At 68.1% G+C, this 17,733-nt stretch carries 19 protein-coding genes; 14 read left to right on the top strand and 5 right to left on the bottom strand.

The features are described 5' to 3' along the window. Positions 1-115: 115 nt before the first annotated feature. The 12 genes from FHY04_RS00665 to FHY04_RS00610 all read left to right on the top strand — a co-directional run bounded on the left by FHY04_RS00665 (position 116) and on the right by FHY04_RS00610 (position 10,738). Entirely contained in the window at positions 116-946 is an 831-nt protein-coding gene (locus FHY04_RS00665) for an aspartyl/asparaginyl beta-hydroxylase domain-containing protein (protein ID WP_260171253.1), read from the top strand. A gap of 83 nt (positions 947-1,029) precedes the next feature. After that, positions 1,030-1,602, top strand: coding sequence for a NifU family protein (locus FHY04_RS00660; RefSeq protein WP_183935074.1), 573 nt, complete (start codon positions 1,030-1,032; stop codon positions 1,600-1,602). Continuing rightward, a complete protein-coding gene (locus FHY04_RS00655; RefSeq protein WP_183935073.1) occupies positions 1,602-2,201 on the top strand; it encodes a malonic semialdehyde reductase in 600 nt (199 codons plus the stop codon). The genes FHY04_RS00660 and FHY04_RS00655 overlap by 1 nt, the downstream gene beginning before the upstream one ends. A 39-nt stretch (positions 2,202-2,240) precedes the next feature. Next, positions 2,241-2,873: a tRNA (adenosine(37)-N6)-threonylcarbamoyltransferase complex dimerization subunit type 1 TsaB gene (gene tsaB / locus FHY04_RS00650; RefSeq protein WP_056409152.1), complete on the top strand. Its 633-nt coding sequence runs from the start codon at positions 2,241-2,243 to the stop codon at positions 2,871-2,873. Continuing rightward, positions 2,873-3,382, top strand: a complete 510-nt coding sequence (locus FHY04_RS00645) for a GNAT family N-acetyltransferase (RefSeq protein ID WP_183935072.1) — start codon at positions 2,873-2,875, stop codon at positions 3,380-3,382. Before tsaB ends, FHY04_RS00645 begins: the two co-directional genes overlap by 1 nt. A gap of 75 nt (positions 3,383-3,457) precedes the next feature. After that, the gene (locus FHY04_RS00640) at positions 3,458-3,880 is read left to right on the top strand and encodes a Fur family transcriptional regulator (protein ID WP_031394622.1); all 423 of its coding nucleotides are present in this window, start codon (positions 3,458-3,460) and stop codon (positions 3,878-3,880) included. A 55-nt stretch (positions 3,881-3,935) separates the two neighbouring features. Continuing rightward, entirely contained in the window at positions 3,936-4,598 is a 663-nt protein-coding gene (locus FHY04_RS00635; RefSeq protein WP_183935071.1) for a 1-acyl-sn-glycerol-3-phosphate acyltransferase, read from the top strand. A 307-nt stretch (positions 4,599-4,905) separates the two neighbouring features. Continuing rightward, entirely contained in the window at positions 4,906-6,225 is a 1,320-nt protein-coding gene (gene miaB / locus FHY04_RS00630; protein ID WP_183935070.1) for a tRNA (N6-isopentenyl adenosine(37)-C2)-methylthiotransferase MiaB, read from the top strand. 425 nt (positions 6,226-6,650) lie between these two features. Then, positions 6,651-7,655: a PhoH family protein gene (locus tag FHY04_RS00625; protein WP_056409148.1), complete on the top strand. Its 1,005-nt coding sequence runs from the start codon at positions 6,651-6,653 to the stop codon at positions 7,653-7,655. A gap of 123 nt (positions 7,656-7,778) precedes the next feature. Next, positions 7,779-8,288, top strand: coding sequence for an rRNA maturation RNase YbeY (gene ybeY / locus FHY04_RS00620; protein WP_031393855.1), 510 nt, complete (start codon positions 7,779-7,781; stop codon positions 8,286-8,288). 8 nt (positions 8,289-8,296) lie between these two features. Next, positions 8,297-9,196: a hemolysin family protein gene (locus tag FHY04_RS00615; protein WP_031393856.1), complete on the top strand. Its 900-nt coding sequence runs from the start codon at positions 8,297-8,299 to the stop codon at positions 9,194-9,196. Between the two features lie 216 nt (positions 9,197-9,412). After that, a complete protein-coding gene (locus FHY04_RS00610; protein WP_183935069.1) occupies positions 9,413-10,738 on the top strand; it encodes a sorbosone dehydrogenase family protein in 1,326 nt (441 codons plus the stop codon). A gap of 143 nt (positions 10,739-10,881) precedes the next feature. Here FHY04_RS00610 and FHY04_RS00605 read toward each other — a convergent pair whose 3' ends face one another. Together FHY04_RS00605 and FHY04_RS00600 are read right to left on the bottom strand one after the other, a co-directional pair. After that, positions 10,882-11,184: a polyhydroxyalkanoic acid system family protein gene (locus FHY04_RS00605; protein WP_031438938.1), complete on the bottom strand. Its 303-nt coding sequence runs from the start codon at positions 11,182-11,184 to the stop codon at positions 10,882-10,884. A 10-nt stretch (positions 11,185-11,194) separates the two neighbouring features. After that, on the bottom strand, positions 11,195-11,614 hold the full coding sequence (locus tag FHY04_RS00600) for a VOC family protein (protein ID WP_031438939.1): 420 nt from the start codon (positions 11,612-11,614) through the stop codon (positions 11,195-11,197). A gap of 989 nt (positions 11,615-12,603) precedes the next feature. On the opposite strand from FHY04_RS00600, the gene lnt reads away from it, so the two are divergent. Together lnt and metK are read left to right on the top strand one after the other, a co-directional pair. Continuing rightward, positions 12,604-14,163 (top strand): apolipoprotein N-acyltransferase, encoded by a 1,560-nt coding sequence (gene lnt, locus FHY04_RS00595; protein ID WP_183935068.1) that lies wholly within the window; start codon positions 12,604-12,606, stop codon positions 14,161-14,163. A gap of 72 nt (positions 14,164-14,235) precedes the next feature. Continuing rightward, positions 14,236-15,453, top strand: a complete 1,218-nt coding sequence (metK, locus tag FHY04_RS00590) for a methionine adenosyltransferase (RefSeq protein WP_031438941.1) — start codon at positions 14,236-14,238, stop codon at positions 15,451-15,453. Between the two features lie 90 nt (positions 15,454-15,543). On the opposite strand, the gene FHY04_RS00585 is transcribed toward metK, so the two are convergent. The 3 genes from FHY04_RS00585 to FHY04_RS00575 form a co-directional block, all read right to left on the bottom strand. Then, complete coding sequence (locus tag FHY04_RS00585) at positions 15,544-16,656, bottom strand: AI-2E family transporter (RefSeq protein ID WP_183935067.1); 1,113 nt, start codon at positions 16,654-16,656, stop codon at positions 15,544-15,546. An 88-nt stretch (positions 16,657-16,744) separates the two neighbouring features. Then, positions 16,745-17,029, bottom strand: coding sequence for a hypothetical protein (locus FHY04_RS00580; RefSeq protein ID WP_042466252.1), 285 nt, complete (start codon positions 17,027-17,029; stop codon positions 16,745-16,747). Positions 17,030-17,062: 33 nt separating this feature from the next. Then, positions 17,063-17,731, bottom strand: coding sequence for a phosphatase PAP2 family protein (locus tag FHY04_RS00575; protein WP_166746948.1), 669 nt, complete (start codon positions 17,729-17,731; stop codon positions 17,063-17,065). Positions 17,732-17,733: the final 2 nt, after the last annotated feature.

Raw genomic sequence — 17,733 nt, 5'->3', positions numbered from 1 at the left:
ATCTCAATCACCTGCAAGCGCGGATACGGGCGCGCGGTACGAGCGAACGACGAAGAGTGGAGTGCGAATGCAAGCCGAAGTCAGGGCGAAGACCGGGACCGCAACGGGTCCGGCAATGTGGCGAAATTCTGGTCGTGATCCCCGCAGCAGCACCCACCGCACCCCCGATCTGACCGTCATTTCGGGTGCGCCCCGGCCCGGCGCGCCGCTCGCGGCGGAACCCGGCCGGCCGCTGATCATCCGCGTCGGCAAGCATCTGCGCGGCGTGTTCGACCGGCTGATCGCAAGCTCGTCGCTGGTCTCGAACGACCCGGTGCTCGACGTCCGCGACTTCGCCTGGACGCAGCTGCTGCGCGAGCATTGGCGCGATATCCGTGACGAGGCGGTCGCGGTGGCGCTGCGCGGCGAGGCTTCGCCCAGCCTCGCGACGATCTCGCCCGATCACCGCGCGATCGCCGAGATCGACAAATGGCGCTCGTTCTTCCTCTGGGGCTATGGCTATCCGATCGACGAGAATCTGGTGCGCTGCCCGCGGACGCGCGATCTCGTCGCGCAGATCCCGGGGCTCAACAGCGCCTTCTTCTCGATCCTTGCGCCGGGCACGCACATCCCCGAGCATCGCGGCGTGACCAAGGGGCTGATCACCTGTCACCTCGGCCTGATCGTGCCGCGCGACGGCGACGTCCGGATGCGCGTCCACGACCGCACCGTGCGCTGGTCGGAGGGCGAGACGCTGGTGTTCGACGACACCTATAACCACGCGGTCTGGAACGACACGAGCGGCACGCGCGTCGTCCTGCTCATCCAGTTCGAGCGGCCGCTGCGCAATCCGGGCAAGTGGATCGCCGACGCCTTCCTGAAGGTCGTCCGCCGCTCCGCCTTCGTCCAGGACGCGGTCCGCAACATCGGCGACTGGAACGCCGCGGTGAAACAGCTCGACGTCTGACGGCATCCGGCCGCTCAAACGCTATGCCGGTGCCAAGGAAGAGTTTGCTTGATCCCTCCGCCCCCCGTCGCCACATGCACCCCATGCTGATCGAAACGGAATCCACCCCGAACCCCGCGACGTTGAAGTTCCTGCCAGGACGCACCGTCATGGAGTCCGGCACCCGCGACTTCGCCACCCCCGAGGAGGCGGAGGCGAGTTCGCTCGCCGACGCGATCTTCCGGCTCGGCGACGTGACCGGCGTGTTCTTCGGGCGCGACTTCGTCTCGGTGACCGCCGCCCCCGGCGTCGCCTGGTCGGATCTGAAGCCCGACGTGCTCGCGATCATGCTCGATCACTTCTCCGCCGCGATGCCGCTGTTCCGCCCCGCGAGCGCAGGCTTCTCGGTGCCATCCGGCGATACCGTGCTGACCGACGACCCCGCCGATGCCGATATCGTCGCGCAGATCCGCGACCTGATCGAGACGCGCGTCCGTCCTGCAGTCGCCAATGACGGCGGCGACATCGTCTATCGCGGGTTCGACAAGGGCAAGGTGTTCCTTCAGCTCCAGGGCGCGTGCGCCGGCTGCCCCTCGTCGAGCGCGACGCTCAAGAACGGCATCGAGCAGTTGCTGAAATATTACGTCCCCGAAGTCACCGAAGTGCGCGCCGTCTGATGATCCCGCGCGGTCCGCAGCCCGACGTCGTGCTCGACGCGATCTTCCGTGCGGCGCGCAGCTATAACGGCTATACCGACCGCCCGGTCGCGACGGCCGATCTGCACGCGATCTGGGATCTGATGAAATGGGGTCCGACGTCCGCCAACCAGTTGCCCGCGCGGCTGGTCTGGTGCGTCAGCGACGAGTCCAAGCAAAAGCTTGCCGAGGCGTGCAGCGCGCAGAATCAGCCCAAGATCCTGAACGCGCCCGTCTCGGTGATCATCGGCATGGACACCGAATTCCACGAGCATCTGCCCGAGCTGTTTCCGCACGCCGATGCGAAATCCTGGTTCACGGGCAGTGCCGAACTGCGTGCGGCGTCCGCCTTCCGCAATTCGACGCTGCAGGGCGCCTATTTCATCATCGCCGCGCGGATGCTCGGGCTCGACACCGGACCGATGTCGGGGTTCGACGCGGACAAGGTCGATGCTGCCTTCTTCGCCGACACGCCCGCGGTCCATACCAACTTCATCGCGACGCTCGGCTATGGCGATCCCGCGACGATCTTCGCCAGGTCGCCACGCCCCGACTTCGCGAAGTTCAACAGCATCGCCTGACATCACGCCCTCTTCCCGGAGGGGAGAGGAATTACCGATATGCGCACGCTGATCATCGAGACGTCCACTGCCGCCTGCTCGGTCGCGCTCGCCGATGACGGCGTGATCGTCGCGCGCACGCATGACGTCGTCGGGCGCGGCCATGCCGAACGGCTCGTGCCGATGATCGCCGCGCTGCCCGGCGGCGGCCGCGCCGACCGCATCCTCGTTGATGTCGGCCCCGGCAGCTTCACCGGCGTCCGCGTCGGCATCGCCGCCGCGCGCGGCCTCGCGCTCGGCTGGTCGGCGACGGTCACCGGCTTCTCGTCGCTGCCTTTGGTCGCGGCGGCCGGATTCGACGATCGCTTAACCGATGATATTGCAGTAGTTTTAGAGGGCGGGCATGGCGAGGTCTTCATGCAGTGCTTTGCCGCCGATCTGTCGCCGCGCACCGACATGGTGTCGCTGAAGCCCGACGCGGCGCTCGCGGCGCTGGCGGGGCGGCGCGCGGTCGGCAATGGCGTGCGCTGGCTCGCCGCGCTCGCCGATGATCTCGACCTGACCGAGGCGCTGCCCGACGCGGGCGCCGCAATCCTGCTGCCCGAGACGCTCACCGCGCTGCCGCCCGTCCCGATCTACGGCCGCGCGCCCGATGCGAAGCCCGCCGCGGTCCGTCCGGCGGTGCCGCGCTGATGGCGACCCGCGCCGTGCCCCCGCCTTCCGACGAAGACGCAGCATCCGCGGTCGTGCTGCGCGCGGGCGACGCGCGCGACCTCGCCATCGTCGACGCGCTGATGGGCGACGCATTCGACCCCGCGTATGGCGAGGCGTGGACGCGCACCCAGTGCCTCGGCGTGCTCGCACTGCCCGGCATCCAGCTCGTCCTCGCCTTTGTCGACGATCGCCCCGCGGGCTTCGCGATGACGCGGACCGTGCTCGATGAGGCGGAGCTGTTGCTGATCGCGGTCGCGACCGATGCGCGCCGCCGCGGCATCGGCACCGCGCTGGTCGGCGCGGTGATCGCCGACTGCATCGCCGCGAACGTCGCCACGCTGCATCTCGAGGTGCGCGCGGGCAATGAGGCGGTCCAACTCTACACCGCGCACGGCTTTGCCAAGGTCGGCGAACGCCGCGCCTATTATCGCGGCCGGTCGGGGGTGGCGCACGACGCGCACACCTATTCGCGCGCGCTCGGCATCTGAGGCTTATTGCGAGTCACTATCCCTTTTCGCAACAGCGTTAACCGCCTACATGGGGGTTTACCAAGGGAATGACACATGCCGCGCAAGATCGATCTGGAAGCCCTCTGCAACGAGAAGGGCCTGCGCATTACCGAGCAGCGCCGCGTCATCGCGCGCGTCCTGTCGGAAGCGGATGATCATCCCGATGTCGAGAAGGTCTATGAGCGCGCGTCCGCGATCGACCCCGGCATCTCGATCGCGACCGTCTATCGCACCGTGCGGCTGTTCGAGGAGGCGGGCATTCTCGACCGCCATGATTTTGGCGACGGCCGCGCGCGCTACGAACCCGCACCCGAGGCGCATCACGACCATCTGATCGACGTCGAGAGCGGCAAGGTGATCGAATTCGTCGATCCCGAGCTTGAGCAGCTTCAGAAGGCGATCGCCGAGAAGCTCGGCTTCCGGCTGGTCGATCACCGCATGGAACTCTACGGCGTCGCGCTGACCCGCAAGGACTGATCCGATCGGGCGCCTGCGTCTCGTCGCGCGGCTCGCGGCGCTGCTGATCGCGCTGATGCTCGCGCTGCCGGTCCACGGGCTGTGGCGGCTGTTCGGCCGGCGATCGCCCTGGCCGCCGCGCTTTCTCGGGCTGGTCGGCCGGATCATCGGCGCGCGGCGACGGATCGTCGGCACGCCGTTGCGGCATGACGTGGTGTTCGTCGCCAATCATCTCAGCTGGATCGACATCCTGCTCCTGTCGGGCGCGACCGGCACCGCCTTCATCGCCAAGGCCGAGTTGCGCGGCGTACCGCTGGTCGGCTGGCTCTGCACGCTGAACGCGACCATCTTCGTCAGCCGCGCCGATCGCATGGCGGTGACCGCGCAGATCGCGCAGCTCCGCGACACGCTCGCGCGCGACTGGCCCGTCACGCTGTTCCCCGAGGGCACCACCGGCGACGGCGTCACGCTCCTCCCCTTCAAGGCCGCGCTGCTCGCCGCGCTCGACCCGCCCCCGCCCGGCGTCCGCGTCCAGCCGGTCCGCATCGACTATGGCCCCGCCACGCACGAGCTCGCCTGGGTCGGCGACGAACCCGGCCAGCACCACGCCGCCCGCGTCCTGAAACGCCGCGGCAGCTTCGTCGCGACCTTGCACTTCGCCGAACCCTTCGCCCCCGCCGACCACGGCGACCGCAAAGCCATCGCCACCGAAGCCCGCCGCCGCATCGAAGCCCTTTAAGACTATGTTTCCCCGCGAAGGCGGGGACCCAGCCTGGGCTCCCGCCCTCGCGGGAGAACAGGGGGGAGCGCACTGCCCCCACCCAGCCCTCAAACACCACCCCGGCGAAGGCCGGGGCCCAGTTGGCAAGGCCGCAGTAACGAGGCGCCACCCTCAGTCAGCAACGTCCCCCAACTGGACCCCGGCCTCCGCCGGGGAGGTACCCTTGGTGCCGGGGCGGTGCTTCTGACGTCCGGGGAGGCACCCTCGGATACCGCCCCCGAAGACGCCCCTCCCCCCACGCACACAAATTTGGTACGGCGCGCGCATGACCTCGAAACCCAAGACCTATCACGTCAAGTCGTTCGGCTGCCAGATGAACGTCTATGACGGCGAGCGCATGGCCGAACTGATGGCCGCCGACGGGCTGACCCAGGCCGATGCGGTCGATGCCGACATCGTCGTGCTCAACACCTGCCACATCCGCGAGCGCGCGACCGAAAAAGTCTATTCGGACATCGGCCGGTTGCGCAAGGATCAGCTGCGCAAGACCGGCAAGACGCCGATGATCGCGGTCGCCGGCTGCGTCGCACAGGCCGAGGGGCAGGAGATCTTCACCCGCGCCAAGGTCGACGTCGTCGTCGGCCCGCAGGCCTATCACAACCTCCCCGACCTCGTCGCCAAGGCCGCGGCAGGCACGCCGTCGCTCGACACCGACATGCCGCTGCTGTCGAAGTTCGGCGCGCTCCCGACCCGCCGCAAGGTCGCGCCGTCGGCGTTCCTGACCGTGCAGGAAGGCTGCGACAAGTTCTGCACCTATTGCGTCGTCCCCTATACCCGCGGCGCCGAGATCAGCCGCCCGTTCGCCGCCATCGTCGACGAGGCCAAGGCGCTGGTCGACGCCGGCGCGCGCGAGATCACGCTGCTCGGCCAGAACGTCAACGCCTGGTCCGAGGACACGCGCGGCCTCCACGACCTGATCCGCGACCTCGACCGCATCCCCGGCCTCGCGCGGATCCGCTACACGACCAGCCACCCCAACGACATGACGCAGGGCCTGATCGACGCGCACCGCGACGTCGAGAGCCTGATGCCGTTCCTCCACCTCCCCGTGCAGGCGGGCAGCGACCGCGTGCTGAAGGCGATGAACCGCAGCCACACCCGCGACTCCTATCTCCGCCTGCTCGACCAAGTCCGCGCGGTGCGCCCCGACATCGCGCTGTCGGGCGACTTCATCGTCGGCTTCCCCGGCGAGACCGACGCCGAGTTCGAGGACACGCTGAGCCTCGTCGACGCGGTCGGCTATGCGCAGGCCTACAGCTTCAAATACAGCCCGCGCCCCGGCACCCCCGCCGCGTCGATCGTCGAGCAGGTCCCCGAGGCGGTGATGGACGAGCGCCTCCAGCGCCTTCAGGCCGCGCTCAACCGCGACCAGCACGCGTTCAACGCCGCCACCGTCGGCCGCACCTGCACCGTGCTGCTCGAGCGCCCCGGCAAGCTCCCCGGCCAGCTGATCGGCAAGTCGCCCTGGCTGCAATCGGTCCACCTGATCGGCGACCATGCGATCGGCGACCTGGTGGAGGTCACGCTCGCGGCGGCTGGCCCCAACTCGCTGACCGGCGTGGAACGCATCGCGCAGGCCGCCTGAAACCGCCCCACCCTTTACGACCACCCCGGCGAAGGCCGGGGCCCTGTTGGGGAACGGGCATAACGACGGACGATCCCCCGTTACATCGACCTTCCCCACTGGGCCCCGGCCTCCGCCGGGGTGGTATGGCGATCACGGGAATCGCGCGCCTCGCCCCACCCGCTGCGGCTTTCAGGCAACGCCCCCCGCACCTTCGCGCACCGTACGAAAACTACCGCTGTCCCCCACCCGAATCCCCTGCCACACTCCCCCTCGATGCAGCTTCGCCCACGCGACTCGAATCATCGCCAGCCAGGCGCCCCGGCGCCGCTTGAACGCGCGGGCTCCCATGCTCATCTCTGGTCGAACGCCATCCCAGGCGTGATGCGTGTCGGCCCGACCATACCCGATCACCGATCCGACACGCCTGCCCCCGAAAGGACCGCATGAGCCGTAAACCCGTTCCCGCCCAGTCCGGTGACCGCGCCCGAGTCGAGCTGCTGTTCGACAAGCCCCAACTCCTCGTCCGGCTCTTCGGCCAGTACGACCAGAATCTGGTAGCGCTCGAAAACCGCCTCGGTGTGTACATCACCGCGCGCGGCAACAAGATTGGTCTGGAGGGCACCGCGGAACAGGTCGCCAAGGCGCGCGACGTGCTCCACGATCTCTATGCCCGGATCCAGCGCGGCGAGGATGTCGACACCGGCCTCGTCGACGCCTCGATCGCGATGGCCGACGAACCCGTGCTCGAAGGCATCATCCGCGCCGATGCCGGCGGCGGCGCTGCTCCGCCGATCATGATCCGCACGCGCAAGAAGACGATCGTCCCGCGCACCCCGGCGCAGGCGCACTACATGCGCGAACTGACCAACAACGACATGATCTTTGCGCTCGGGCCGGCAGGCACCGGCAAGACCTATGTCGCGGTCGCGCAGGCGGTCCAGCAACTCATCACCGGCAGCGTCCAGCGCCTGATCCTGTCGCGCCCCGCGGTCGAAGCAGGCGAGCGGCTGGGCTTCCTCCCCGGCGACATGAAGGAGAAGGTCGATCCCTATCTCCGCCCCTTGTACGATGCGCTCTACGACTGCCTCCCGGCCGAGCAGGTCGAACGCCGCATCGCGAGTGGCGAGATCGAGGTCGCACCGATCGCCTTCATGCGCGGCCGGACGCTGGCCGACGCGTTCGTGATCCTCGACGAGGCGCAGAACACCACGCCGGCGCAGATGAAGATGTTCCTTACCCGCTTCGGCCAGAACAGCCGCATGGTGATCTGCGGCGATCCAAAGCAGGTCGACATCCCCGGCGGCGTCGCCGCCTCGGGTCTTGCCGACGCGGTCCGCCGGCTGGAGGGGGTCGAGAGCATCTCGATGTGCCGCTTCACCGTCGGCGACGTCGTCCGCCACCCGATCGTCGGCCGCGTCGTCGAAGCCTATGAGGGCAGCGACGCCTGATCCCCGCGCGGCTATTCCGGACATACCGGGATAGCCGCCGGGCCATCCGCATACCGTAAGGGGTGCGGAACTTTGCCACCTGTGTAATGATTTCGTCCTGACGTTTCCGCCGGAAGGACCCGCATGCTCGAAATCGCGCTCTCTTCGGAGGCTCCCTGGCCCGACCAGGACTGGGACGGCCTTGCCCAGCGCGCCGCGACTGCGGCGATCGAACGCACCCCGCACGGCCAGCTACTGACCGGCGCCGCCACGGTTGAGATCTCGTTCCGGCTCGCGTCGGACGACGAGGTCCACACGCTCAACAAGCAATATCGCCAGAAGGACAAGCCGACCAACGTGTTGTCCTTCCCGATGGTGCAGGCCGATCTGCTCGAGACGATCGCGCAGAATTCGGACGATGGCGAGGTGCTGCTCGGCGACATCATCCTCGCGCACGGCGTCTGCGTCGCGGAAGCTGCCGAGCGCGGCATCTCGGTCGAGGATCATGCGATGCATCTGATGGTGCACGGCACGCTGCATCTGCTAGGCTATGATCATATGGACGACGACGAGGCGGAGGGTATGGAGCAGATCGAACGCGACGCGCTCGCCGCGCTCGGGCTCCACGATCCCTATCTCATCACAGAGGACTGACGACCACGATGGCCGATGGCCCCAATGCCGGAAACGGCGATAGTACCGACAGTATCTGGCGCGGGCTGAAAGGCCTGATCTTCGGTGCCCCCGACGAATCGCTGCGCGACCAGCTCGAGGATGCGATCGACCGGCACGAGGGCGATCCCGCCCCCGATGCCAAGGGCGATCTCACCCCGCTCGAGCGCCAGATGGTCCGCAACCTGCTGCATTTCAGCGAGCGGGACGCAGGCGATGTCGGCGTGCCGCGCGCCGACATCATCGCGGTCGAGGAGGAGACGTCGTTCGCCGACCTCGTCAAGCTGTTCGCCGAGGCCGGCCACAGCCGCCTGCCGGTCTATCGCGACAATCTCGATACGATCATCGGCATGGTCCATATCAAGGACGTCTTCACGATCCTCGCGACCGGCGCCGAGCATCCGACGACGCTCGCCGGGCTGATCCGCGAGCCGCTCTACGCGCCGATGTCGCGCGGCGCGCTCGATCTGCTCGCTGACATGCGGCAGAAGCACGTCCATCTGACGATCGTGCTCGACGAATATTCGGGCACCGAGGGGCTCGTCACGTTCGAGGACCTGATCGAGGAGATCGTCGGCGATATCGAGGACGAGCATGACGACGCGCCGCAGGTGCTGATGACGCCGATCGACGGCGGCGCCTGGGACGTCGACGCGCGCGCCGAGCTCGAGGATGCCGCCGAACTGATCGACCCGCGGCTCGCCGAGGTCGATGGCGATATCGACACGCTGGGCGGCCTCGCCGCGCTGCTCGCAGGCCATGTCCCGCAGATCGGCGAGTGCGTCGATCATCCGAGCGGCTGGAAGCTCGAAGTCACCGAAGCCGACGAACGCCGCGTCAACCGCCTCCGCCTCCACCCCCCGGTGGTACTGGTCGAAGACGACGACTGACACGAGGGGGGCGGTGCGTCGGCCGACACACGACCCGCCCCCCCCCCCGCACGTCATTCCCGCGAAGGCGGGAACCCATACCGGCTGACCGTCCGACGGCACGCAGGCCCTGCCCCTCTGGATTCCCGCCTCCGCGGGAATGACGAAGCAGTGCGCTCCACCGCCAACCGCAATCACGCCATTGCCCCCGCCCGCACTCCCGCCTAACTCTCCTGTATGCGCAAACACATCCTCATCGTGCTCGGGCTGATCATCCTGGTCGGGATCGCCGGGTTCACCTGGCTCGCCTGGCCCGATACCGCCCGGCTCGACGTCAACCAGGTCACCGGCAAGCGGCCCGACATCACCGCGCCGCGGATCCAGATGCTGCCGACGATCGGCGTCGCCAAGGCGGTCGGCTGGCCCAAGGGCGCGATGCCGACCGCGGCGGCGGGGATGAAGGTCCAGCCGTTCGCGGCCGGGCTCGATCATCCGCGCTGGCTCTACCGTCTGCCCAATGGCGACGTGCTGGTCGCCGAGACCAATTCGCCACCGCGTAAAGGTCCCGGCATCGTCACAACGGTGATGAACTTCCTGATGGGCCGCGCGGGTGCGGGCGTGCCCTCGGCCAACCGCATCACGCTGCTGCGCGACGCGGACGGCGACGGCATCGCCGAGATGCGCTCGGCCTTCATGACCGGGCTCAACTCGCCCTTCGGCATGACGCTGATGGATGGCCAGCTCTATATCGGCAACACCGACGCGCTCGTCCGCGTGCCCTATACCGAGGGCGCGACCCGGATCACCGCCAAGCCCGAGCGTGTCATCCCGCTCAACGGCGGCGGCAATCACTGGGCGCGCAACGTGATTGCCGCCCCCGACGGCAAGACGCTCTATGTCGGCGTCGGCTCGGCGTCGAACATCGCCGAAAACGGCATGGACGCAGAAAAATACCGCGCCAACATCCTTCAGGTCTGGCCGAAGGACAAGAACTGGCGGATCTATGCCGCCGGTCTGCGCAACCCCAACGGCATGGCGATCAACCCCAAATCGGGCCAGCTCTGGACCGTCGTCAACGAACGCGACATGCTCGGCTCGGACCTCGCGCCCGACTATCTGACCCAGGTCGAGTTCGGCGATCACTTCGGCTGGCCCTGGTATTATTGGGGCGGCTATCCCGACGATCGCGTCGAGCCGAAGAACCCTGCGCTCCAGCAATATGCCAAGCGTCCCGACTATGCACTCGGACCGCATGTTGCCGCGCTCGGCCTGACCTTTGCGGGCGACGCGAAGCTCGGCGACCGCTTCACCAACGGCGTTTTCGTCGGCGAGCACGGCTCGTGGAACCGCAAGCCGCTCTCGGGCTACAAGGTCGTCTACATCCCGTTCGGCGACACCGGCTTCCCGGCGGCGAACGCGAAGCCCGTCGACGTGCTCGGCGGCTTCCTCAACAAGGATGGCGAAGCACAGGGCCGCCCGGTCGGCGTCATCACCGACAAGAGCGGCGCGCTGCTCGTCGCCGACGACGTCGGCAACACGATCTGGCGCGTCAGTACGAAGTAAGCACGGGGAGGCATGAGAACGCCTCCCCTCCCCCCGTCATCCTGACGAAAGTCAGGATCCAGAGTAACACAAGACACCGCCCGTGACCCTGGATCCTGACGTTCGTCAGGATGACGAGCGGGGCGGCGTCACACCGCGAACTCTCAGCGCAGCAGCTTCGGCCCTTCCTTGCGGATCATGTCCTGCACCTTGCCTGCGAACAGCCCGAGCAGCCCCGGCAGGTCGACGATCGCATGGACAGTGTCCTCGAACACCGTGACCTTGCTGCCGATCACCTGCCCCATCGCGCTCACGGTGAAGTGCAGTGTATCGCCTTCCCAGCGCCGATCGGTCACCGATCCGCCGGGGATCTTCGATCCGATCGTGTCGATGCCGCTGTCGAGCCGCGATCGCACCCCCGCCTTGCCGAGCTTGTGGGGGATATCGACCGAAATGGGATTGGACATTCTTTGATCCTCAGTGTGCGAACAGCATCGCGTCCTGTGCGAACGCCTTGAACTCGAGCGCGTTGCCGCTGGGGTCGCAAAAGAACATCGTCGCCTGCTCGCCGACTTCGCCCTTGAAGCGGACATGCGGCGCGATCCCGAACCGGACCCCCGCCGCCGCGACCCGCTCGGACAGGCTGGTCCAGTCGTCCATCGTCAGCACGACGCCGAAATGCGGCACCGGCACCTGATGGCCATCAACCGCATTCTCGACCGCGACCGCCTTCGCCGCCGGATCGAGATGCGCGACGATCTGATGCCCGAACAGGTCGAAATCGATCCAGTGATCGCTCGACCGCCCCTCGGGACAACCGAGAGTCCCCCCGTAAAAGGCCCGCGCGGCGGCGAGGTCATGGACGGGAAAGGCGAGATGAAAGGGGCGCAGCGTCATGCGCGGCAGGATAGAGCGGATGATCCCCTGCGTCACCCCGCCCCCGCTATGCGATGATCGCCGACCGTCCGCCGCTATTGTCGAAGTATCGCGCCCCCGCTCTCCCCATAAGCGGCCCCCCCCTGTTCTCCCGCGAAGGCGGGAGCCCAGTCTGGATCCCCGCCTTCGCGGGGAAACAGCTCGAGGTTCGGCCACCGGTCGCTACCGCCCCCATTCCTCCCCACCACCCCGGCGAAGGCCGGGGCCCAGTTGGGGGACGACGGTAACGCAGGACAGCGCGTCGTCACTGCGACCTTCCCACCTGGACCCCGGCCTCCGGCGGGGAGGTGCAAGGGATGCGGCCTGCACGATGCTATTTGTCGATATCGTACCAGCCGCCCGCAAGGAGATGGCACCACCCCGGCGAAGGCCGGGGCCCAGTTGGGGGACGGTGGTAACGAAGGACAGCGCGCCGTCACGGCGACCTTCCCAGCTGGACCCCGGCCTCCGCCGGGGAGGTGCAAGGGATGCGGCCTGCACGATGCTATTTGTCGATATAGTACCAGCTGCCCGCAAGGAGGTGGCACCACCCCGGCGAAGGCCGGGGCCCAGTTGGGGGACGGTGGTAACGCAGGACAGCGCGCCGTCACTGCGACCTTCCCACCTGGACCCCGGCCTCCGCCGGGGAGGTGCAAGGGATGCGGCCTGCACGATGCTATTTGTCGATATAGTGCCAGCCACCCGCAAAGAAGATGACACCACCCCGGCGAAGGCCGGGGCCCAGTTGGGGGACGGTGGTAACTAAAGGTTGCGCGTCGTCACGGCGACCTTCCCAGCTGGACCCCGGCCTTCGCCGGGGTGGTCATGTGTGGGGGTAGACCCAGGCGTTGGTACCGAGGCCAACGAAAGCACCCACCGCACCAACCCCGGTACCCCCATCCAGCCCCGCCGCCACGCCAGATGCAGCCTCAGATATTGCCCGCCCCCCGCCGCCACGCCATAGCGCAGGCGTGACCCGCTCTCCCGCCCGCGCCGCCCTCACCTCCCCCGCGCTCGCCTGCGTCCTGCTCGGCGCGATCGCCGCGACGGGGTTTGCGCCGCTCGATCTCTGGCCGCTCGCGCTCGTCGCGGTCGCCGCGTGGCTCGCGCTCGTCCACGATGCACCGACGCTCCGCCAGGCGCTGTGGGGCGGCTGGCTGTTCGGGCTCGGGCATTTCACCGTGAACAACAACTGGTTCCAGCACGCATTCGACTTTCAGGACGCGATGCCGCCGGTGCTCGGCTATTTCGCCGCGGTCGGGCTCGCGCTCTACCTCGCGATCTTCCCGATGGTCGCCGCGGGCCTCGCCTGGCGGTTCGGACGCCGCGCGACCGCAACGCCCGACCCCGCCTTCATCCTCGTCTTCGCCGCCGCGTGGATCGCGACCGAGTGGCTGCGCAGCGTGCTGTTCACCGGCTATGCCTGGGATCCGCTGGGGGTGATGTGGCTGCCCGCGATCGGCATCGCGCGGCTGTCCGCCTGGATCGGCACCTATGCGCTGTCGGGGGTGACGATCGTCGCGGCGGGATCGCTGTGGATGCTCAGCCGTCGCCGCGTCGCGATGCCCGCGATCGTCGTGCCCCTGCTCGCGCTCGCCGCGCTGTCGGCGCTGTGGACCGACGCCCCCGCCGCCCCCGCCAATGCCCCGCGCGTCCGCGTCGTCCAGCCCGATATCGGCCAGGAGGATCGCAGCGAATCGGACGGCGAACGCGTCCTGTCCGCACTCGAAAAGCTGTCGGGCACCCCCGGCGCCACCCCCCGCCTCGTCGTCTGGCCGGAAGGCGTGGTGCGCGACTATCTCGAGGATGGCTATCCCTTCTACGCCTATGACTGGTCGAGCCCGGCCTATCTGCGCCGCCGGATCGCGCGGCTGCTCGGCCCCGACGACATCCTGCTGACCGGCGGCACCTCGCTGTCGTTCGACCGCGAGGACCGGATCGCGGGCGCGACCAATTCGGTGTTCGCGATCGACGCACAGGCGCGGCTGCGCGGCCGCTACGACAAGGCGCATCTCGTCCCCTACGGCGAATATCTGCCGATGCCGTGGCTGCTGAAACCGCTCGGGCTCGCGCGGCTCGTCCCCGGCGACATCGACTTCACCTCGGGCGAGGGGCCGGGCAACCTGACGCTCGCGGGCTTCGGCTCGATCGGCATCCAGATCTGCTACGAGATCATCTTCTCAGGGCAGACGGTCGACCGCGCGCACCGCCCGCGGCTGTTGTTCAACCCCTCGAACGATGCCTGGTTCGGCAGCTGGGGCCCGCCGCAGCATCTCGCCCAAGCCCGGATGCGCGCGATCGAGGAGGGGCTGCCGATCGTCCGCGCGACCCCGACCGGCATCTCCGCGATCATCGCCGCGGACGGTCGCCTGCTCGCCACCGTCGCGCACGAGACCGCGGGCGCGGCCGAGCTGCCGATGCCGCCCGCGCTGCCCGTGACGCTGTTCGCGCGGCTCGGCAATCTGGCGGCGGGGCTGGTGATGGCGGCGATGATCGCCTTGGCCGTTGCCCTGCGCCGCCGCGAACGCTAGAAGGACATATAAAGCTTTCCTTATATGATGCTCCGCGGTGCCCCACCGCCGGGCCTTTTGCGAAGAGGTTTCATGCGCAAGTCCTTTCTCTTCACCTCCGAGTCGGTCTCCGAAGGCCATCCCGACAAGGTCGCCGACCAGATCAGCGACACGATCGTCGACCTGTTCCTCGCCAAGGATCCCGAGGCGCGCATCGCCTGCGAGACGCTGACGACCACGCAGCTCGTCGTCCTCGCCGGCGAGATCCGCGGCAAGGGCATCTATGAGAACGACCAGTGGGCCGATGGCGTACTCGACGAGATCGAGGCGGCCGTCCGCAACACCGTCAAGGAAATCGGCTACGAGCAGTCGGGCTTCCACTGGAACGAGTTCCGCTTCGAGAACAACCTCCACGGCCAGTCCGCAGAGATCGCGATGGGCGTCGACGAGAGCGGCAACAAGGACGAGGGTGCCGGCGACCAGGGCATCATGTTCGGTTACGCGACCGACGAGACGCCGGGCCTGATGCCCGCGACGCTCTACTACAGCCACAAGATCCTCGAGCGGATGGCCGCCGATCGCCATTCGGGCGCCGCCCCGTTCCTCGAGCCCGACGCCAAGAGCCAGGTGACGCTCGCCTATGAGAACGAGAAGCCGGTCCGCGCGACCGCGCTCGTCGTCTCGACCCAGCACGCGCCCGGCTATTCGGAAAAGGGCAAGAACCCCGATCCGGCCAAGTATGCCGAGCTGCGCGACTATGTCATGGGCGTGTTCACCGACGTGCTGCCCGCGGGCTTCATCTCGGACGAGACCGCGATCTACATCAACCCGACCGGCGCGTTCGAGATCGGTGGCCCTGACGGCGACGCAGGCGTCACCGGCCGCAAGATCATCGTCGACACCTACGGCGGCGCAGCCCCGCATGGCGGCGGCGCGTTCTCGGGCAAGGATCCGACCAAGGTCGATCGTTCGGCCGCTTACGTCGCGCGCTATCTCGCGAAGAACGTCGTCGCCGCCGGGCTCGCCCGCCGCTGCACGATCCAGCTGAGCTACGCGATCGGCATCGCCGAGCCGCTGTCGGTCTATGTCGACACGCACGGCACCGGCACGGTCGAAGAGGCCAAGCTCGAGGCGGTCCTGCCCAAGCTCGTCCGCCTCACGCCCAAGGGCATCCGCGAGCACCTCAAGCTCAACGCGCCGATCTACAAGAAGACCGCGGCGTACGGCCATTTCGGCCGCGAGCCCGAGGGTGACAGCTTCACCTGGGAGCGCACCGATCTGGTCGACAAGCTGAAGGCCGCAACCGCCTGACGCACTTCGCCCGATAGGTGATACAGAAAAGCCTCCCCCGGACCGTTCGGGGGAGGCTTTTTCATGTCCGCTACGACAAATCGGAAACGATCAGCCGGGTGGCGACCGGTCGGCCCCCGCCGTGTCGCCGACCATCGGCGCGCTCGCGCGCTGCCGGTGCCGCTGCTCGGTCAGGATCTGCCACGACGCCAGGAACAGCGCCGCGACCAGCGGCCCGACGACGATACCGCTGAGGCCGATCAGCTCGATCCCGCCCAGCGTCGTGACCAGCACGACGAAATCGGGGATCCCCGTGTCGCGCCCGACCAGGATCGGCCGCAGGATATTGTCCGCCATGCCGATCACGACGACGCCCGAGATGATCACCACCAGCCCCTGCCAGATCGCGGTGGTCGCCAGCAGATAGACCGCGACAGGGACCCAGACGATCGCCGGCCCGAGCGCGGGCAGCAGCGAGGTCAGCGCCATCAGCAGGCCCCAGAGCAGGGCCGCGGGCAGCCCGACGATCCAGAAGGTCGCCGCCCCCAGCCCGCCCTGGACCAATGCGACGATCACCGTGCCCTTGATCGTCGCGCGCACGACCGACACGAACTTGTCGACCAACGCGGCGGTGACCGACCGCTCGAGCGGCAGCGCGTCGCAGATCTTCGGCCCGATCGTCTCGCCGTCGCGCAGCAGGAAGAACATCACGTACAGCGCGATACCAAAGGCGAGCAGGAAGGCGGCGGCGTTGCGCCCGATCGACAGCGCCTGGCTGGCGATCGTCCGCACGCTGTTGCCCATCGTCTGCGACAGTCGCGCCTGGATCCGCTCGATCGAATCGAACCCGGCCTTGTCGAGCAGCGTCTGCAGGCGCGTCGGAAACGCATCATGCACCTGGTTGAAATAGGCGGCGAAATTGATCTCGCCATTCTGGATGCGGGTATAGACCGTGCCCGCCTGGTCGACGATCATCCCGCCGATGATCATGCTCGGCACGACGACCGCGAACAGGATGATCAGCAGCGTCAGTGCAGCGGCGGTGTTGCGACGCGTCGGCATCCGCTCGAGCAGACGCTGGAACAGCGGCTGGAACAGGATCGCGGCGAGCGCGGCCCACAGCAGCGCCAGGGCGTACGACCAGACGACCACGACGAGCGCGATCGTGATCACCACCAGGAATATCAGGAATCCGCCCGTTTCGAGCCGGCGCCGGTTGATCATCATGCATCCCCCCAACATCGTCGGTCGGCCCCAGACGCCGCCGACGATACCGCCCCCGCCCGAATCGGCGGGGACGGCATCATTGTACTTAGCGCAGCGCGGCGCTGCCGTTGACGAGGGCCGCCTTCTGCTCGTTCGACATCGCGGCGGCGTTCACGTCCGCGTCGTCGACCGCCTCGCCCTGCTTCTCGCCCTGATCGCGAACCGCCTCGGCGCGATCCTCGAGATTGTCGGCAGCCGCCTCGAGCGCGTCGGCGCGGTTCTCCGCGGCGCCCTCGACCTGACTGCCCAGCTTGTCGTCACCCTTGCCGCCACACGCTGCGAGCGGAATGGTCAGCGTTGCGAGCATGAGCGCGGTAGCGATGGTCTTCATGTATAAATCCCTCTTGTGAGGCCATCCAAACCGTCACGCAGGCGGAACGGTTCCCTCGGCCCCGTTCGGTACTGTCGCGGGATCGTGATCCGCGGATCTTTCCCTGTTTTCAGTGACATGCTCGACGACCGGCGCGACTCGGTCGAACAGCGCGCTGACCGCCGCCTCGGCGATCCAGCCGACCGCCGCGCCGACGACCAGGTCGGACAGATAATGCTTGCCGTTGACCGGCTGGGCCGCCGCCACCGCGACCGTCGCCAGCGCCGACGGCATCGCCGCGCCGTCGATGTCGCGCGACGCCGCACGCGCGACCGCGACCGCGCCCGCGGTATGGCCCGAGGGGAAGGACGTCTGCTTGTGGTCCTGGCTGTCGCCCGTCTCGAACCGCGCCTTGCCGGTGTCGAGCGCATGGCCCGGCCGCGTTCGGTCGACCGAATGCTTGATCACCGATTTCGCCGCGGTCGCCGCCAGGTGCGAGGCGAGCATCCGCGCGCCGCCGCGGATCAGGTCGGGCCGCCGCGCGACCAGCCCGATCACCAGCGTGCCGATCGACGTCGCGATCAGCTGCGGCTGGTCGGCGACCTCGGCGAGAAAGCCCGTCGCCTTCACCACCGGCGCGTCGCGGTGTTCGGCCAGCTTGTAGGTCGCCTTGCGGTCGACCTCGGCGATCTTTGCCGCCGCACTCTTGCTCTTGCCCGTCATCA

This window comes from Sphingomonas sp. BK481 (assembly GCF_014194875.1).
In the GTDB taxonomy this organism is placed as follows: Bacteria; Pseudomonadota; Alphaproteobacteria; order Sphingomonadales; family Sphingomonadaceae; genus Sphingomonas; species Sphingomonas aerolata.
Note: the sequence above shows the minus strand (reverse complement) of the source record. Positions and strands in the feature narration are given on the sequence as shown.

Excerpts from the sequence above, each read along its gene's own strand:
- FHY04_RS00665 (WP_260171253.1), top strand. The coding sequence starts at position 116 with ATGTGGCGAAATTCTGGTCGTGATCCCCGCAGCAGCACCCACCGCACC.
- FHY04_RS00660 (WP_183935074.1), top strand. The coding sequence starts at position 1,030 with ATGCTGATCGAAACGGAATCCACCCCGAACCCCGCGACGTTGAAGTTC.
- FHY04_RS00655 (WP_183935073.1), top strand. The coding sequence starts at position 1,602 with ATGATCCCGCGCGGTCCGCAGCCCGACGTCGTGCTCGACGCGATCTTC.
- tsaB (WP_056409152.1), top strand. The coding sequence starts at position 2,241 with ATGCGCACGCTGATCATCGAGACGTCCACTGCCGCCTGCTCGGTCGCG.
- FHY04_RS00645 (WP_183935072.1), top strand. The coding sequence starts at position 2,873 with ATGGCGACCCGCGCCGTGCCCCCGCCTTCCGACGAAGACGCAGCATCC.
- FHY04_RS00640 (WP_031394622.1), top strand. The coding sequence starts at position 3,458 with ATGCCGCGCAAGATCGATCTGGAAGCCCTCTGCAACGAGAAGGGCCTG.
- FHY04_RS00635 (WP_183935071.1), top strand. The coding sequence starts at position 3,936 with ATGCTCGCGCTGCCGGTCCACGGGCTGTGGCGGCTGTTCGGCCGGCGA.
- miaB (WP_183935070.1), top strand. The coding sequence starts at position 4,906 with ATGACCTCGAAACCCAAGACCTATCACGTCAAGTCGTTCGGCTGCCAG.
- FHY04_RS00625 (WP_056409148.1), top strand. The coding sequence starts at position 6,651 with ATGAGCCGTAAACCCGTTCCCGCCCAGTCCGGTGACCGCGCCCGAGTC.
- ybeY (WP_031393855.1), top strand. The coding sequence starts at position 7,779 with ATGCTCGAAATCGCGCTCTCTTCGGAGGCTCCCTGGCCCGACCAGGAC.
- FHY04_RS00615 (WP_031393856.1), top strand. The coding sequence starts at position 8,297 with ATGGCCGATGGCCCCAATGCCGGAAACGGCGATAGTACCGACAGTATC.
- FHY04_RS00610 (WP_183935069.1), top strand. The coding sequence starts at position 9,413 with ATGCGCAAACACATCCTCATCGTGCTCGGGCTGATCATCCTGGTCGGG.
- FHY04_RS00605 (WP_031438938.1), bottom strand. The coding sequence starts at position 11,184 with ATGTCCAATCCCATTTCGGTCGATATCCCCCACAAGCTCGGCAAGGCG.
- FHY04_RS00600 (WP_031438939.1), bottom strand. The coding sequence starts at position 11,614 with ATGACGCTGCGCCCCTTTCATCTCGCCTTTCCCGTCCATGACCTCGCC.
- metK (WP_031438941.1), top strand. The coding sequence starts at position 14,236 with ATGCGCAAGTCCTTTCTCTTCACCTCCGAGTCGGTCTCCGAAGGCCAT.
- FHY04_RS00585 (WP_183935067.1), bottom strand. The coding sequence starts at position 16,656 with ATGATCAACCGGCGCCGGCTCGAAACGGGCGGATTCCTGATATTCCTG.
- FHY04_RS00580 (WP_042466252.1), bottom strand. The coding sequence starts at position 17,029 with ATGAAGACCATCGCTACCGCGCTCATGCTCGCAACGCTGACCATTCCG.
- FHY04_RS00575 (WP_166746948.1), bottom strand. The coding sequence starts at position 17,731 with ATGACGGGCAAGAGCAAGAGTGCGGCGGCAAAGATCGCCGAGGTCGAC.